This window comes from Leptothrix sp. (in: b-proteobacteria) (genome assembly GCF_965250675.1).
Taxonomy (GTDB): Bacteria; Pseudomonadota; Gammaproteobacteria; order Burkholderiales; family Burkholderiaceae_C; genus Sphaerotilus.
In genome coordinates, this window is record NZ_CBDFPH010000012.1 from 1 (window position 1) to 15,187 (window position 15,187).

At 63.0% G+C, this 15,187-nt stretch carries 15 protein-coding genes; 13 read left to right on the forward strand and 2 right to left on the reverse strand.

Annotated features, from left to right (window positions below; translation table 11 throughout):
• Positions 1-665 (reverse strand): phage integrase N-terminal SAM-like domain-containing protein (locus AC5IG3_RS17605; protein ID WP_491907600.1); only part of this gene is annotated, 665 nt, incomplete at its 3' end.
• A gap of 227 nt (positions 666-892) precedes the next feature.
• Between AC5IG3_RS17605 and AC5IG3_RS17610 the strand changes: the two genes are divergently transcribed.
• The 9 genes from AC5IG3_RS17610 to AC5IG3_RS17650 all read left to right on the forward strand — a co-directional run bounded on the left by AC5IG3_RS17610 (position 893) and on the right by AC5IG3_RS17650 (position 7,825).
• Positions 893-1,816: an abortive infection family protein gene (locus AC5IG3_RS17610; protein ID WP_491907601.1), complete on the forward strand. Its 924-nt coding sequence runs from the start codon at positions 893-895 to the stop codon at positions 1,814-1,816.
• A gap of 123 nt (positions 1,817-1,939) precedes the next feature.
• Complete coding sequence (locus AC5IG3_RS17615) at positions 1,940-2,674, forward strand: hypothetical protein (protein WP_491907602.1); 735 nt, start codon at positions 1,940-1,942, stop codon at positions 2,672-2,674.
• A gap of 99 nt (positions 2,675-2,773) precedes the next feature.
• Positions 2,774-3,160, forward strand: coding sequence for a hypothetical protein (locus tag AC5IG3_RS17620; protein ID WP_491907603.1), 387 nt, complete (start codon positions 2,774-2,776; stop codon positions 3,158-3,160).
• 418 nt (positions 3,161-3,578) lie between these two features.
• Positions 3,579-3,905: a hypothetical protein gene (locus AC5IG3_RS17625; protein WP_491907604.1), complete on the forward strand. Its 327-nt coding sequence runs from the start codon at positions 3,579-3,581 to the stop codon at positions 3,903-3,905.
• A gap of 602 nt (positions 3,906-4,507) precedes the next feature.
• Entirely contained in the window at positions 4,508-5,224 is a 717-nt protein-coding gene (locus AC5IG3_RS17630; RefSeq protein WP_491907605.1) for a hypothetical protein, read from the forward strand.
• A 5-nt stretch (positions 5,225-5,229) separates the two neighbouring features.
• Positions 5,230-5,799 carry a hypothetical protein gene (locus AC5IG3_RS17635; protein ID WP_491907606.1) on the forward strand — a complete coding sequence of 190 codons (570 nt, stop codon included), beginning with the start codon at positions 5,230-5,232 and terminating at the stop codon, positions 5,797-5,799.
• Positions 5,800-5,835: 36 nt separating this feature from the next.
• Positions 5,836-6,207, forward strand: a complete 372-nt coding sequence (locus tag AC5IG3_RS17640) for a hypothetical protein (RefSeq protein WP_491907607.1) — start codon at positions 5,836-5,838, stop codon at positions 6,205-6,207.
• Positions 6,208-6,209: 2 nt separating this feature from the next.
• Positions 6,210-6,422, forward strand: a complete 213-nt coding sequence (locus tag AC5IG3_RS17645; protein WP_491907608.1) for a hypothetical protein — start codon at positions 6,210-6,212, stop codon at positions 6,420-6,422.
• 236 nt (positions 6,423-6,658) lie between these two features.
• Positions 6,659-7,825 (forward strand): tyrosine-type recombinase/integrase, encoded by a 1,167-nt coding sequence (locus AC5IG3_RS17650; RefSeq protein WP_491907609.1) that lies wholly within the window; start codon positions 6,659-6,661, stop codon positions 7,823-7,825.
• A gap of 80 nt (positions 7,826-7,905) precedes the next feature.
• Here the strand turns inward: AC5IG3_RS17650 and AC5IG3_RS17655 are convergent, their stop codons facing one another.
• On the reverse strand, positions 7,906-9,258 hold the full coding sequence (locus AC5IG3_RS17655; RefSeq protein ID WP_491907610.1) for a hypothetical protein: 1,353 nt from the start codon (positions 9,256-9,258) through the stop codon (positions 7,906-7,908).
• Between the two features lie 53 nt (positions 9,259-9,311).
• Between AC5IG3_RS17655 and AC5IG3_RS17660 the strand changes: the two genes are divergently transcribed.
• From AC5IG3_RS17660 to AC5IG3_RS17675, 4 genes are all read left to right on the forward strand, one after another.
• A complete protein-coding gene (locus AC5IG3_RS17660; protein ID WP_491907611.1) occupies positions 9,312-10,868 on the forward strand; it encodes a site-specific integrase in 1,557 nt (518 codons plus the stop codon).
• A gap of 137 nt (positions 10,869-11,005) precedes the next feature.
• The gene (locus AC5IG3_RS17665; RefSeq protein ID WP_491907612.1) at positions 11,006-11,209 is read left to right on the forward strand and encodes a hypothetical protein; all 204 of its coding nucleotides are present in this window, start codon (positions 11,006-11,008) and stop codon (positions 11,207-11,209) included.
• Positions 11,210-11,498: 289 nt separating this feature from the next.
• On the forward strand, positions 11,499-11,849 hold the full coding sequence (locus AC5IG3_RS17670) for a hypothetical protein (RefSeq protein WP_491907613.1): 351 nt from the start codon (positions 11,499-11,501) through the stop codon (positions 11,847-11,849).
• Between the two features lie 143 nt (positions 11,850-11,992).
• Complete coding sequence (locus tag AC5IG3_RS17675; RefSeq protein ID WP_491907614.1) at positions 11,993-15,184, forward strand: hypothetical protein; 3,192 nt, start codon at positions 11,993-11,995, stop codon at positions 15,182-15,184.
• Positions 15,185-15,187: the final 3 nt, after the last annotated feature.

A 15,187-nucleotide genomic window follows, 5' to 3' on the forward strand; every position in this document is an offset into this window, starting at 1 on the left:
TACTTGCGTGCCAGCGCATCCGACGGCATGGCCACACCGGCACGGCCGGCCTCGACATCCGCCGCCCACAGCTGGCGGGCGGTGCCAAGCTGATCACGCAACTCGGCCACCAGCGCATCGGGCAGCATCACCACGCGATCCTTGCCGCCTTTGCCCTCGCGCACCATCAGCGCGCGGTGGGCAAAGTCGACGTCCTTGACCCGAAGTTGCAGGCCTTCGGTGATGCGCATGCCCGTGCCATACAGCAGTCGCGCCAGCACCCGGTGCACGCCCTGCAAACCGTCCAGCACGGCGGCCACCTCGTCGCGCGACAACACCACCGGCAGTTGCAGGCCCAACACCTTGTCGTAGAGAAAGATCAGCGCAGACAGAGCCTGCCGATGGGTCGAGGCAGACAAACCCTTTTCTACTGCCAAGTGCGTCAAGAAACCCTCCACCTCTGCCTTGCCCATCTCGGCCGGGTGCCGCAGGCCGTGGAAGCGAATGTAGGCCCGCGCCCAGTACACGTAGGCTTCTTCGGTGCGCAAGCTGTAGTGCAGCAGCCGGATGCGCTCTCGCAACTGGTCAAGCAGCCGAACGGACTTCAAGGGCGACAGGGCCGCTGCTGGAGCCACGGGTCGCAGGGCCGTGCGTCCGTGCGCCTGAGCTTGTCGCGAAAATGCCATGGTTGCCTCCCTTGGCAAGGCGGTGCACTGCCGACAAAATCACAAGCAAACGCCGCTTTTGACGGCAAATTTAGTACTGTATGAATGCACAGTCAACAGGGAGGGAGGTCAGATGCGACAAGCACATCGGCCACGTCAGGCGCACTCGATTAGGACGACAGTTGCCGTGTTAGGCGACAGTGTGGTGTCGTCCATAACATGTTGGGCATCACACTAAGGAGAGAGCCTTGGGAGTATTTGATCTATTTTCAAAAAGACAAAAGCGTGCGCGCGGTGAAATGCCCGATGTGTATGTCTACGACAAACTTCCGCAGCCATTGCGCGTACAAATCGTCCATATCGTTCAGGACGCATTTGGAACGGATCATTACGGCTCACATAACGCAGAGAAAGCGTACGAATTTATCAAACAAGCGCTCTGCCGGGAATATGGGCTTTTCGAATTGGTGAAATATCCAAAAACTGACCAAGACTCAGTATTTAACTTTTTCCTGCAAGAAGAATCCACCGAACGCGCGCTCGACGTTGTTGAATTATGTTTCAAGGTTATCAATTCATTTATTGCGGAAAACCAAAACTATAAGTACAACACGGATCGAAAAATAGAGCCTGAGGAGGCGGTATCCGAACTTAACGAACGCCTCAAGGAAAGCAGCGTTGGCTACCAATTTGAATCGAACGAGTTGATTCGGATAGATTCCGATTATTTGCACGCGGAGGCAGTAAAGCCGACCTTGACCGTTTTGCGCGGCAGTGGTTTCAAAGGGGCGAACGAAGAGTTTTTGCTCGCACATGAACATTACCGTCACGGGCGCCACAAAGAGAGTCTTGTCGACTCTCTAAAAGCGCTCGAAAGTACGATGAAGGCAATCTGCAAAATTCGCGGATGGACAGTGCAACCAAGCGACACGGCCAAAGCCCTAATAGCAATATGTTTAAGCAAAGGACTTCTACCGTCGTACTTCGAGTCGCAGTTTTCTTCTTTAAGGTCTCTACTTGAAAGTGGCGTGCCGACAGTCCGAAATAAAAATGGCGGTCACGGGCAAGGCCCTGACCCAGTAGTCGTGCCCGCATATTTGGCCCGCTACGCGCTCAACCTTACCGCCACAACGGTGCTATTTCTTGTTGAGGCAAACGAGGCAACAAAGTGATGCCCAACCCATTATTCCAGCGGACCGCCTCCGGCGGCCGCTGAATTCAAACGTTAGGCGTCATACAGGAACATTGTGCCTCGCTCCACGATCGCAAACACCCGAGCCCTCGCAATTCAGCGCGTGAAGGACCGCCTGGCCCGAGATTCCTTCCCGCGCATCCAGATGGCACTGCTCGTGGCCCTCACGGGTGGATTCGGACTGCTCGCGTCTTTCACCATGCTGCAGTTCGGTGTGGACTCGATGGCGTTGCGCTATCCGCTAGCACTGGCATTTGCCTACGTATTCTTCCTGTTCCTGATCTGGCTGTGGCTCCGGACAAAAGCAGAAGACTACCTGGATGTACCGGACATCACTGACTTGATACCCCGACCTGGGAAGCCAAGCGGCCTACCCGACTTCAAGAGTGGTGGCGGGGGCGACTTTGGCGGCGGTGGAGCTTCTGGCACATTCGATGGCGCGGCTGTGCCTCTTGAAGAAGCGGGATCGTCACCAATGAGAGCGGTCGGTGAAACCATGGGGTCCGCCGCGGATGCCGACGAGTTCGCCATCCCTTTGGTAGCGATCGCTCTCGCTATCGGCATTGCGGTCGCCTCGCTGTACGTTGTGTACATCGCTCCAGTCTTGTTCGCCGAAGTGTTGGTAGACGGGGCGCTCTCCTACGTGCTTTTTCGCCATCTCCGCGGGCAAGATCCACAGCACTGGCTTTCCAGTGCCTTCCGCCGAACGGTATTGCCTTTTACAGCGACCGCCGTCTTCCTTGTGGCTGTTGGCGCAGCCATGGCCGCCTATGCACCTGGGGCCAAGTCAGTCGACCAGGTCATGAAGCATGCAAGTACTCAACGCGCTGCGAGATGACGCCTAACCCTTCGCTCAAGCGGAGCGCCAACGGCGTGCCGCTTAGCTCAAACGTTAGGCAGCTCAATTCAACCTTCGCAGCACACCAAAGGCCAAAGAATGCCCTGCTACACCGCCTGGGACGAATGCTATCCACCCGGAACGCCGGAACATGAACGCGTCAAGGCGGAAGTGCGTGCCAAACTCGTGACGGTCAAACACATTATCGATTATTACTACGAAGCGAAGGAATTCGATAAGCCAAACTTGGCAGTCTCGACATCAATAGACGCGATGCGTCAACCGAAATCCAAGATTGAATCGGGCATCCGTGAAGCCATTTGCTATCACTTCGGCTGTGATGAAGTTGGGGTTTCGACTCTCTTCGATGTCTGCACACAGCTTGATGAGAGTCGCCCAGAAGACCGATCCTATCTCGCCGTCATACTTCCCTGCGTGTATTTGCTCAGAGAGTATCCGAACAAATTCAGAACAACGTATTCGTGAGCAAATTACTTTCAACATGCATACCAATGGAGCGAGAACTGTCTAACCCCTCGCTCAAGCTGAGCACCAACGGCGTGTCGCGCCGGTCGCCTGGCGCAGGGCCTGCGGCTCATTTTGCGCCTGCCGCCCAACGCGCCACACCGTTGGCGCCAGCTTAGCTCGAACGTTGAGCGGCAGCTTCCGGGCGCTGAATTCGCGCTCTGTTTGGACCACTCTGGGTCGATACCCGCAGTCAGATCGGCCTGACGTGAATGATCGCCAGTAGCCTGAACCTGCCCTCACCACGCGCTGTACCCGACCAAGGGGGGGCGTTCGCCCCGTGTATGGCAGATCAACAAAATGGCTGCCGCAGAGGCTGCCAGCCTCTGCCATCGTGAACAGGTCGATGTGGGATCTTCCACGCCGCCCTGGATCGACCATGACGACCCTCTCCTACCTCTACCCCGGCCAGCCGGCAGACGACCGCCTCACCCAGTTCCTCGCTCCCGACGAGCACGCCAAGCACGAGCGTTGGTTGCAAGCCGCCCAGGACCGTGCCCGTCCCGCGGCGCTGAGCACCGCGCGCCAGCTCGTCGTAGAACTACGCGGCCAGAGCGACAAGATTCTGCATGTCAGCGTAGAACGGATGGTGCGCATCAGCGGCCACCCCGACGTCTACCGCGATCACCTGCGCTCGCTGTTCGCCGCCGGCCTGATCGCTGGAGGCGGTGCGGACTACGACGCCATCCGGCTGTGCCTGTTTTGAGCTGACCCGACCACCTGGCGTCCGGGCGTCACAACCCCGCCTGTCGAGCGCATTTCATCACCCTGACCCGCTCGCACCAGGGTCGCCCCCGGCCGGGAGCACAAGAGTCTTTGGCAACGCTGCTGGGCTCGATAAATCGTCAGCGTCGCACCTTTGATGGAAGCCGCCATGGTCACCCGACCATGGCGGCTTCTTTTTTTGTCGGCCGGATCACAGGGCGGTTGACGCTGGACAGGGTGGGTCCCCCAGGCGCGACAGCCCGGCACTTCAAGTGGATTTCATATCGCTGGTCACCGGCCCTGGACACCTCTGTCCGCGGCGCTCTCGGTGATCGTCTTCATCCACCCCTTCGAGGAGCTCATGTGTTCTCAACCCTTGCGTCGCTTGGCGCGCGTCTGGTCCTGCCCGCCCTGGCCGCTGGGCCCGTGTCTGCCCTGCCCGCTGTGCTGCTGTTGGCGGCCTGCGCGCTGAACAGCATCGACCGCGACTGACCGCCCTCCCCCGTTCCATCCTCTTTCCGGCAGCGAGGCGCTGCCATCCACCCACCCCGCGCCGCCTGGTTCCTCTGGAGCCCGGCGGCGTTTTGCATTCTGGAGTTCGATATGGACATGACCCCCCTCCCCGGCGCTGCCCCGGTACCCACACCCGCCCCGGGCCCGCAGCCCTTTCGTCTGATCCGCGAGGAGCGCGCGGCCAAGCTCGGTGCGCGGTCGACCGGGCGCATCACGTTCCAGATCCTCACGGATGAGGCCCGCCAGGCGCTGTTCATCCGCATCTCGCACAACGAGGGCGGGGGCTACATCAGCGACGAGGCGGTGAGCCTGCATGCCATCCGCCGGTGCGTCAACGAACGCGGTGAGGAGTTGCTCAAGGCTGCGTCTTTCATCGGGGCGTTTCGCGGTCGCTCGTCCAACAACCCGGGCGCGCTGGCGGCGGTGCTGGTCCACGAGCGCCTGATCAAGCGTGACGCCACCCGACCGCACCTGTTCGATGACGGCGACGAGAGCTGGCAGGCCTGGGCCACGCGTGAGCTGGCCACCCCGGGCGAGCTGCCCATCGTGCTGGTCGGCAAGCTGCCGCACAAGCCGGTTCCGCCGGTGCGCAAGAAGGCTGCGCCCGATACCGACGATGCCGCCCGCAGCGAAGCAGCGACCGCAGCTGATGCTGGCTCGGGCGATGACGAGTCGGTTGATCCTGACGTCGCTGCCGACGCCGCTGCCGACACCGCTGCCGACGCCGCTGCCGACAACGGCGAGGCTGAGCCGGGTGACGTGCCCGTCAAGGTCCGCCGCAAAGGCCGCATCACGCTGCGCGGGTGATGCCGATGTCCAGCTCACCTGAGTGGGACTCGACGGCCTGGCTGCAGGCGTTGACAGCCTCCGACCTGGCCGCGCAGGGCATCGACCGCTTCGATGGCGAGACACCGGCTGAAGCGGTCAATCGGCTTGCCGAAGAAATGGCGGTGGACGTCGCCGGTGTGGGGCGCTGCCTGCGACTTCTGCAGGATGTGCCGTGCGTGCTGGCGGGCGGCGCACCGATCGCGCTGCTGGCCTGGTCGCCGCGGCGCGGCGTCTTCCGCGCCTCGTTCGACACCGCGTGTGACGCCGACCTGGACGGACTCTCGCCCGCCCGAGCTGGCCTGTGGCTGGCGCTGCTGTCGGCCGAGGTTGGGCCGCTGCCGGCGCGGCCGGATCACTGGATGCTGCTGCCGCTCGACGGCTCAGGCAGCCCAGGCAGCCCCGGCGGCGGCGTGAACCGCCATCTGGCCGGGCTGGCCCGTCACTACGCCCAGGCGCAGATGAGCGGCACCGCAGCCGTTGTCGAGGGCCTGGCCGGCTACGACCAGCGGCTTGGTCGCGCGCTGTGGTGGTGTGTCTTGCACCGCTTGCGCTGATGGCGCGATGGCGGATCACAGGCTGCCCATCCCGACTTGCTTTCCATCCACCTCGGCCCCGTGCGCTCGCTGCGCACGGGGCCTTCTGCTTTTGAGGACTTGCACATGACATCCGAACAGGATTCGGGCGCGCAGGCGCCGCTCTTCACCCTGGGCCGCGTTGTCGCGACTCCGGGCGCCCTGGCGCAGCTTCAGGCCCACGGCATCAGTGCCTGGGGGCTGGTGCGCCGCCATCAGCGCCTGGATGGCGGCGAGCTTTGCCAGGAGGACCAGCAACTCAACCGGCAAGCGCTTGTCAAGGGCGGTCGCCTCTTGTCGAAGTACGCGCTGCCCGATGGTGAGGGCATCTACCTGATCACCGAGGCCGACCGCTCGGTCACGACCTTGCTGCTGCCGGGGGAGTACTGAGCATGGCAGAGCCGATCTACCTGCCCCCGCTCGACCCGGCGATGGCTCGTCGCTTCGCCGGGCTCGATGACAACCAGAAGGAGTGGTTCAGTGAGCGCGCGGCGATGCGGGAGTTCATGGCCGAGGGGGTTTCTCGGCGCGATGCCGAAGCCGGTGCCTGGGAGGACCTGGTGCGCCATTTCCAGATGGGCCATCAGGGGCCGGGCCCGGCCTGAGCAGCGCCTGCCCGCCCCGCGCCGGCCTGCCGGCGCGCCGAGTACCGGAAACGGACCGGCGAGCCCCGGGTGGGTCGAAGCCCGCCGGGCTCGCCGCACCGTAGTGCTTGTTTTTCTTAACCCTTTGCACACCCAGCGCCGATGCGCGCGACGCGGCCCACGGATACGTACTTCGTGAGCCGAGTCGCTGCGCATGGGCGCGGTGGTGTGCTTCTTTTTTGATGAGGAGTTGGTCGATGAAACGACAGTTCAAGTTCACCAAGAAATCCATCGATGCGCTCACGCCCGATCCCGTCGCGCGCGAGGTTGAGTATTCCGATGTCGACGTGGCGGGTTTGCGCATCGTCGTCAACCGGCTGGGGCGCAAGGCCTGGCTTTTGAGGTACACACACGCGGGCGCCAAGCGGGCGATGAAGCTGGGCGATTACCCCGGCGTCGATATCGGCGAGGCTCGACAGAGGGCCATCGATGCGCGCTCAATGCTCGCGCGAGGCGTCGATCCCCAGGTGCAAGCTGTGGCCGTCGTCGAGGATCGGCTGACGCTGACCCAGTTCATGGAGCAGGAATACCTGCCGCATGCCCAGTCGGCGCAGCGCAGTTATCGCGATACCCTGGGTCGCTGGAATCACCACCTCAAACCGGCCTTCGGTCCCCAGGCGCTCCAGGATCTGAAGACGCAGGAGATCCAGCGGTTTCACGACCAGAAGAAGGTCGAGCTCAGCCCAGCCACGGCCAACCGGATACTGGCGGTGCTCAAACGGGCCCTGACGCTGGCGATGCTGTGGCAGCGCGGTGGTCTGGTCAGGAATCCGGTGCACGGCGTGAAGATGCATGCCGAAAACAACCAGCGCGAGCGCTACCTGGCGGGCGAGGAGTTGACGCGGTTCCTGACCGCGCTGGATCAGGAACCCAGCCGCACGGCCGCAGCGGTGATCAAGTTCCTGCTGGCCACCGGCGTGCGGCGCACCGAGGCGCTGACGGCCCGCTTCAGCGACATGGACCTGAAGCAGGCGACCTGGCGGCTCACGAAGACGAAGAACGGGCATGCGCGTACCGTCTACCTGAATCCCGTAGCGCTCGACATCGTGCGCGAGCAGCACAAGGTCGCGCGCTGGGACTGGGTGTTTCCGGCGGCGGGCGGTAAGGACGCGCATCTGGCGGACCCGAAGAAGGCCTTCAAGCGCGTGCTGGCACGTGCAGGCATCTCGGGCATCGTGCTGCATTCCCTGCGGCACAGCTATGCCAGCTGGGTGGTGCAGAGCACAGGCAGCTTGCCCATCGTGACGGCCTTGCTCGGCCACCGGGACTCGAAGGTCAGTGCGCGCTACAGCCACATGGCCGCTCCGCAATTGCGCGAGGCGGTGGCGCAGGTCTCGCTGGTGATGACAGACGCTCAGCGCTGAAGCCTTTGCGCCCCCCCTGCCCTTGCGGGCAGGGGGACTTCCCGGCTGCTTTTTTCAGATCACCAGGCCGGTGCCTGGTGTCAGTCTGTACTCAGGGGTGTCGGGATGGTTGGTTTGACACCGACACCGACCCACGGCCTGTTGGCTTGCTCGGCATCCGAATCCGAGTCTCCCTCCACCTCCCAGCGAAGTGGATGGCATGCCAAAAGCGTCCCGCGGTGCGGCGCAAGCGGCGACAACTTGTCTTGGAGCACCAGGTGGAGTCCGATCTGGACCCGTCTTCGGACCTCCGCCCGCTCTTCCTTGCTATCTGGGAGATGCAAGTCGAAAAGTGACGCGTACCGCTCCTGTTCCGCCAGCCAGGCGTCGGACTTACTTGCAGCAACCGCCTTGCAGTCCTCGACATGCCGCCGGTGGCGCTCCAAGTGCGGTGCAGCCACCTGCCGGTTGTGATGGTTCAAGATCGCGATGAGCGACCGCCGCAACGCCTCTACCGATTGCGAAACAGAGCGGCCGCGTAACGTCGTCTGCGCGTCCCCCGGCACACCGAGGAATACCCCATCGGGTTCCAGTGCCCTGAGCTCAACCAGCAAGAGCTCCGTAGGCCCCAAGCTCGGGCTCACCAAAGCGCCCGCCACCGGCAGCTGCATGCGGCGCTTGGTGTCATCCAGAAAGTCCCGCCACCAGCTAGCCGAGAGCACGACACTCCTGCGCCCATCCACCAGGGTCACCTGTGGTGGTGGTCCTGCTGTAAGCCGCGTCACGGGGCGCCCTGGCTGGCGATTCCGCTGGCGCCGATGCAGCACGATCAACTGCGCGTTGACGTAGTGCGTCTTGGGGTCGTAAGCCAGCGCGATCACCTGCAGCTCGCCATTGGGACCGTCGAGCGTCACCTGATGCAGCCGCACGACGTGCTCCTCAGGTTCAAGCCACTCGATCAGTTCGGCCACTATGGGACAGGGTTTGGCGGGCTGCACACCGATCAAGCGACCCATGAACGTCGAGAGGCTTGGCATCCCCGATCCGCCCCCCTCGGACCGACGCAGCAGCGCGTGCAAGTGCGTACGCTGCAGCCCAGTCAGCGACAGCAGCTCGCACCAGATTCCAGTCTCCACCTCGCGCCGGGCAGCATCCGCCGCTGACTTGCTCGTGCTCCCCTCAACCACGGGTGTCGTGTCACCGCTCCGCAGCCGCGGCCGGCCGCGCCGCAAGGTGTCGAGCATTACACCGGGCTCCCCGTCGCGCAGCTCCTGCAAGAAGCGCTGGACAGACCGCGCGCTGATTTTCTTGTCCGGGAATTCCTGCCGCAGCGCCTGAACGATGGTCCCGTAGGGCTGTCCGGCCAGCTTGCCCGCCCCCTCACCACCTGCCTGTGGATTCAGCCAGGTTCGGAGCAGCGCTTCGCGTCTGTCGATGTCTTGTCGGGTCCACATGGGTCTGTAGTGAAGCGGAGCTTTAGCTATTTTGCCTCTTTTTTCCTAATTTGATGGAATCAATTGTTCATTTCGGGGCCTGCAAAGTCAAGCGCACGGGACCGATTTCCGAGAGTTCGGCTGATTACAAATTTATTCATGTAAATCAGCAGATTACGAGACTTTTTGTCCTCTATTCATGGCGTGTGAGGCACCCTACATTTCGTTTTGTCAGCAGCAAAGACCTCCTCCTGAAGCCTCAAACCAGCCGTTCGACGAGCTCCATGAACACTTCAAACGACAAAAATCAGAACGTCAGCAGCGTGCAGAACTGCCAAGTCTTCACCCTGGCGGACTACCGCAAGGGCGACCACCGCCTCATCCAGCCAACGCCCATTGCCGCGGCCTGCGGCGCTCAACAACCCGTACTGAAGGCAACCCGTCTTCGCCGGGACGAGGTCGCCGTCGAAGGCGTTCCCGGCCTGCGTAAGGTCACCTACCCTTCAGGCCGCGAGACTTGGATCTACCGCTACACCGATCCGCTGACCGATAAGCGGCCGTGCATCACGATCGGTGACTGCCGTGACATTGACGAGATCGCGGCACGCATCGAGGCCCGTACGTACGCCCAGCGCTTGCAGGCCGGGCTGAGCCCTCGCCAGTCGTCGATGACGCTGGCGGCCTACTTCGACAGGCACTACCTGCCCTGGGCGAAGGCCAACAAGCGCTCCTGGCGCGACGACGAGAGCCGCTTCAACCTCTATATCCGAGACGGCCTGGGCCAGAAGGTGGCGTGCACGATCACTGCTCGCGAGATCAAAGCGCTGGGAGAGGAACTGCGCCAAGAAAAAGGGTTGGCCGACAGCACCGTGAATGCCGTGCTGAATTTATTCAAGGCCATCTTTCGCGAGGGCTGCAACGCAGGTGCCATCGAGGCGAATCCGGCCAAGCAGGTCAAGCTGCTCAAAGTCGATAACCTGCGCCACGAGATCTACAGCGACGAGGAAATCGCCCGCATCCTGCCAGCGCTGAATGCGATCAACCCCCTGGTGGGAAAGCTGTTCGTGATGCTGCTGGGGACCGGTGCGCGGATCGGTGAACTGCTCAACGCCCGCCATGCCGATGTCGACGAGGCGGCGCGCACGCTGCGCCTGGTCAAGACCAAGTCGGGCCGCCCGATGACCCTGCCGTTGTCGCAGGTGGTCATGGCAATTTACGCCGACCTCAAGGCGCTGGCCCGCGAGGGTAACCCCCACCTCTTCCCCGCCAGCCATGGCTGCGGCCCGATGAGTCCGCCGCGCAAGGCCTTTCAGAAGGTGCTGGCCGGGCTGGGTATTCGCAACCGCACCTTCCACGATGCGCGTCGCACGGCCATCTCGGCAGTGGTCCAACTGCCTGGAATGTCGGTGCTGGATGCCAGCCGCCTGGCCAACCACGCCAGCGTGCGCCTGACCGAGACCCGCTATGTCGTCGTCGGCCAGGAGCGCCTGCGCATGGCCGTCGAAGGCCTGAGCCAGGCCCTGCCGCTCGGGCTGGCGATCAAGCCACTGAACCACCCGCAGCCCACCGTGCGCAGCGTCGCGGTCAACGACAGCCGCCCTTTCATCACCGGCGTCGCGCAGAGCGCATGAGGTCGTCCTTCAACCTCCGTCGAGGCTCTGTATCCCCAACCACCCGCAGCCTGGTTGTGGATGACCGCTTCGCGGCCGTTCACGCGCATGCGCTGCGGGCTTGACTTTCCACCACCGCTCAACAACCCGGAGAACCCATGTCCCTCGCCCGTGCCCTAGAACGCATCCTCGCTGAAGCCAACCCCAAAGTCGGCTTGCCCCGGCGTCGCATTGGCCTGTCGCGATTGGCCCCACCGGTACCTCAGCCGAAGCCACGCCGCTGGACCGAAGAGGAGCTCGACAACTACCGGGCCAATGGCCCTCGCCCCGCCCCTCAAGAAGTCACGCTGGAGGATTTGTGAGCGCGCAACCGGCCCTCAACGGGGTGCTGCAGCAGCCAGAGGATCCATACACCCGCCAGGTGTTGCCCGGCGGCATCGCGGTCTTCAACGACCTGGGTGTGATGGTGGCTTGGCTGCCAGTGCCGATACGGGTCGATGACGAACCTGACGCGACCGAGCGGGGCTAGCCATGTTCAACGAGATCCGGGCGCCGCCGCGTGTGTGTATCGCAGTGCAGTGCAGTGAGTGTGTTTTTTTGCGGTGGCGGTGTTCGTCATCCCTTTTTCAACGCCATGAACAGGAGAACCCCATGGCCCAAGCAGTTCGCGCTTTCCAGACCCCTGACAAGAACATCCTTCGCGTCGACCAGATGGCGCGTGCGTCCATCTTCGACGGCGGCGTTGGTATCTTCGACGAGCGCAATCGCATGATCGCCTGGATCGAAACCAGCAACGAGACTCAGTCAGAACGGACTTCCGATCTGCTGCTGGAGATCATCAACAACCCGCGCCGTGCCAAGCAGCCCGACTGGAGTTACCTCAACGACGATTCGGCCGTCAGCGCACCGACGGTGACTTCGGCGCGCACGGCCGTGATGCCCACCCGTCCAAGCAGCGGCACCGGTAACAGCGGCGCTGGCAACAGCGGCACCGCCACCTGATCGACCCTCGACACGGGCGGTGTTACTGACCTCAGATCACCGCCTGTGTCCTTGTCCTCAGGCCGCCTATCAGGTGGCCTTTTTGTTGGACGACACCAGCTGCCAAGTCGCTGGTGTCAATCCCATCATGGGGGTATAAGAACATGAACTTTGACACCGACTTGGTCACCGGAGACGACGCGGCCAATGGAGGGCGTCACCCGCCCATCCGCCAGGCAACCCCGGCCGCGCCAACAGGCGCCAAACGCCGTACGACCGCTGCGGCTGCGGGTGAGCTGATCGACGGGCCTGCGCCCGAGAAAGTCGATCGCAGCGACGATGCTTTGTTGGCGCATCTCGACGAGCTTTTCAGCGGACTACTCGATACCGCGCGCGCCCAGCCTCAACCCAGCACGGGTGCGGAACCCGCAGCCCCGCTGAGCCCGGTCGAGCAGATGCATGCGATGCAACGCGCCGAACGTGCAGGTGATGAGCAAGCGTTGGCCGCGTTCAAGGCGATGCGCCAGGCACCGGCCTCCCGCGCTTTGGCATTGCGTCCGTCCCCCGCACCCACCGGCAAGCGGGTGCCCCGCCGCGGTCTGGGCCCGCGCCTGTTCATCGGCTTCGACTGCGAGTGGAACTTCAAATCCAAGGGCCGTAACCGCATCATCAGCGCGCAGTTCTATGTCTTCGGCCCGACCGGCCGAACTTGCGCAAAGCTCTTCGATCTGGCGGGCGACCACGACCAAGACCTGCGCCTGCGGCTGGTCGATGCGCTGGACGTGGTGCTCGACGAGGCCGAGCAGGAACGCGTGTTCGAGGAGTGGCCCCACGAGGTGGTGCTGTCGGGGTTTTTCACCCGGGCCGACATCACGGCCTTTACCGACTTCAAGGAGTTCCGGCACCAGCTCAACGGCGTCAACGGCACGTTTGCCACGGTGATGAAGCCGGCCGATCTGACCCTGCCGATGAGCGCTGAGCGCGTCGCGCGCTTGAAGAGTCGCTACCGGCTGGTGGTCAACGATGGTTTCGATCCGCGCGAGTTGAAGGTCCGCCTGATCGATGCGAGCCGCCTGGCCCCGCCGGGCACGGCGCTGGAGAAGCTGGGGGCGTGGCTGAAGGAGCCTAAAGTTGAGCTGCCCGCGGGCTACTCCAAGTCGGACATGCTGACCTTCATGCGCAAGGAGCCGGTGAAGTTCCGCGAGTACGCCCTGCACGACGCTCGCCTGGCTGCGCTGTACGTGTTGTGGGTGTTGTGGTTCTCAGACCGGCATCTGGGCTTGAAGGGGTTGTCAACGACGATGAGCGGCTTGGCGGTGCGAGTAGGCGAGCTGTGCATGCGCAAGGACGGTGTGCACCCGGATGTGGCCATGAATTTCGAGATACACACGCAATCCGGCTGGGATACCTTCAATGGGAGGCCGACGACACGCACAGAACGGGTTCCTCACCGGATCCGGGGCTGGCTGGAAACCTTTCTCGCCGACACCTACCTGGGCGGGCGCAACGAGTGTTTTGTATTCGGCCCGACCGAGCGCGGGCGACTCTACGACCCGGACCTGGCCGGCGCCTATGTGACAGGTCTAGCTTATGTGATGACCCTGGACTATTCGCGAGCGGTGACCTCCAGGAGCGTCAGTGATTTCATTGGGCATGTGGCTGGTTTTGCCGAGGTGTCCTTCCAGTTTCCACTGGGTACGAAATACCCTTGTCTGCCCGTGCAGGTAGGCATCCGGGGGCTTTGGTATCCGCTCGGAGGTATTAGCTTGTGCACGGCCCCGGAGATCGAACTGGCTGTGGCGATGGGCGCGCAGGTCGAGGTGACATTCGGGTACGTGATTCCTTGGAAGAACCGTGACGCGGTGTTTGCCGAGAGTGCGCCGCGGCTGGCGCGCTGGCAGGCTCAGATGGCCAAGAAGCGGCCGGGCATCCCGGTATTGGAGGGGGTGGATGATGTTCTGGTCGTGCCTGACGAGATGCAGTTTCCGCCAGATCCCCGAGGTGATGAGGGTTATCGGCCGATGGAGGGTTTTGCTGCTTTCATCCGACACCAACGGTTGAAATACCAGCGCAAGTCGCTGCCTTTCGAGTTCATCAAGGGGGTGGGCAACGGGCTGTACGGCAAGACCGGTCAAGGCTACAAGAGCAAGCGCAGTTTCGATCCCAAGACGATGGGCAGCAAGCCGATCGGGGCGTCGCGCGTATCGGAAGCTGCGGTGGCAGCGATGGTGTGCGGGTTCGTACGCGCGACCGCCAGCGAAATCCTGTGGAAGCTACCAGCCGACGCGACCGCCGTATCGGTGACCACAGACGGGATGCTGGTGAGCGTGCCCGCGGGTGAATTGGACCTGACCGGCGAGATGTGCCGCCGCTATCAAGCACTGGTAGAGCGGATTGCGCCGGGCACCTCAATGCTTGAGCTCAAGCACCAGGTGATGCAGGTGTTTGCCGCGCGAACGCGTGGCCAGTTCACGTCCGAAGCCGACGGCAAGCACGCCGTCGTGATCGCCAAGGCCGGGCATAAGGTGGTGCTGGAAGGGGATGAGGCGCGCCGCCAGTGGCAGATGACGCCCCAGGGGCAGGCGGACTTCATGGTGCGGCTCGCGTTAAACCGCTACCCCGGTCAGAAGCTGCCGCAGGAAGCGTTTCTTTCGATGCGTGACCAGCTCAACAGCGATTGGGATCTGCAGATGCAGGCCCGTGAGATCAAGGTTGCGTTGGAGTACGACTTCAAACGAAAGCCGGTCAATCCGCGGATGGTGGTTGTTGAAGGTTATGAGACTGAGCACCTCGCGTTCGACACGGTGCCGTGGCCCAACGTCGATGAGGGTGCACTGGTGCGCACGATCTTTGATCAGTGGCGTTTGAAGAACTGCCTGAAGACGATGGCCGACTGGGAGAGCTGGCAGGCGTTCATGACGCACCACCTGGGCAACTGGCGACGTCGCAACGCGGCCCCGTCGACGCCGCAGGCACCGGAGGCACCGGCTCCTACCGCTATCGGGAGTGCGCCACGCCAATTAGCAGGGGCCGGTGGCGTCAAAACACGTGGAGGGACAGGGATGATGTACGCACGCGGCAACGGGGGGTATTTGCGGCTGACCATCCGAACGTTTCTCGCCGCGTACGTGCAACGGCAATGGGGCCTGGCTGAGGTGGACTTGAGTCAGGCGCAATTGGCCGAGTGGCTGACGGCCCAGGGCTATGAGGTCAAGCTGCACGACGTCAAGAACGCCGGGCGATCACAGCTCAATGAGCAGGTGGTCGCGCCGTCGGCTGAGGTGATGGCGTTCCTGGCGGTCGTCCAAGGCCGTTTCCAGGGTCTGGAGGTGGCGCGGTTTGTGGCCAAGATCTAGGTG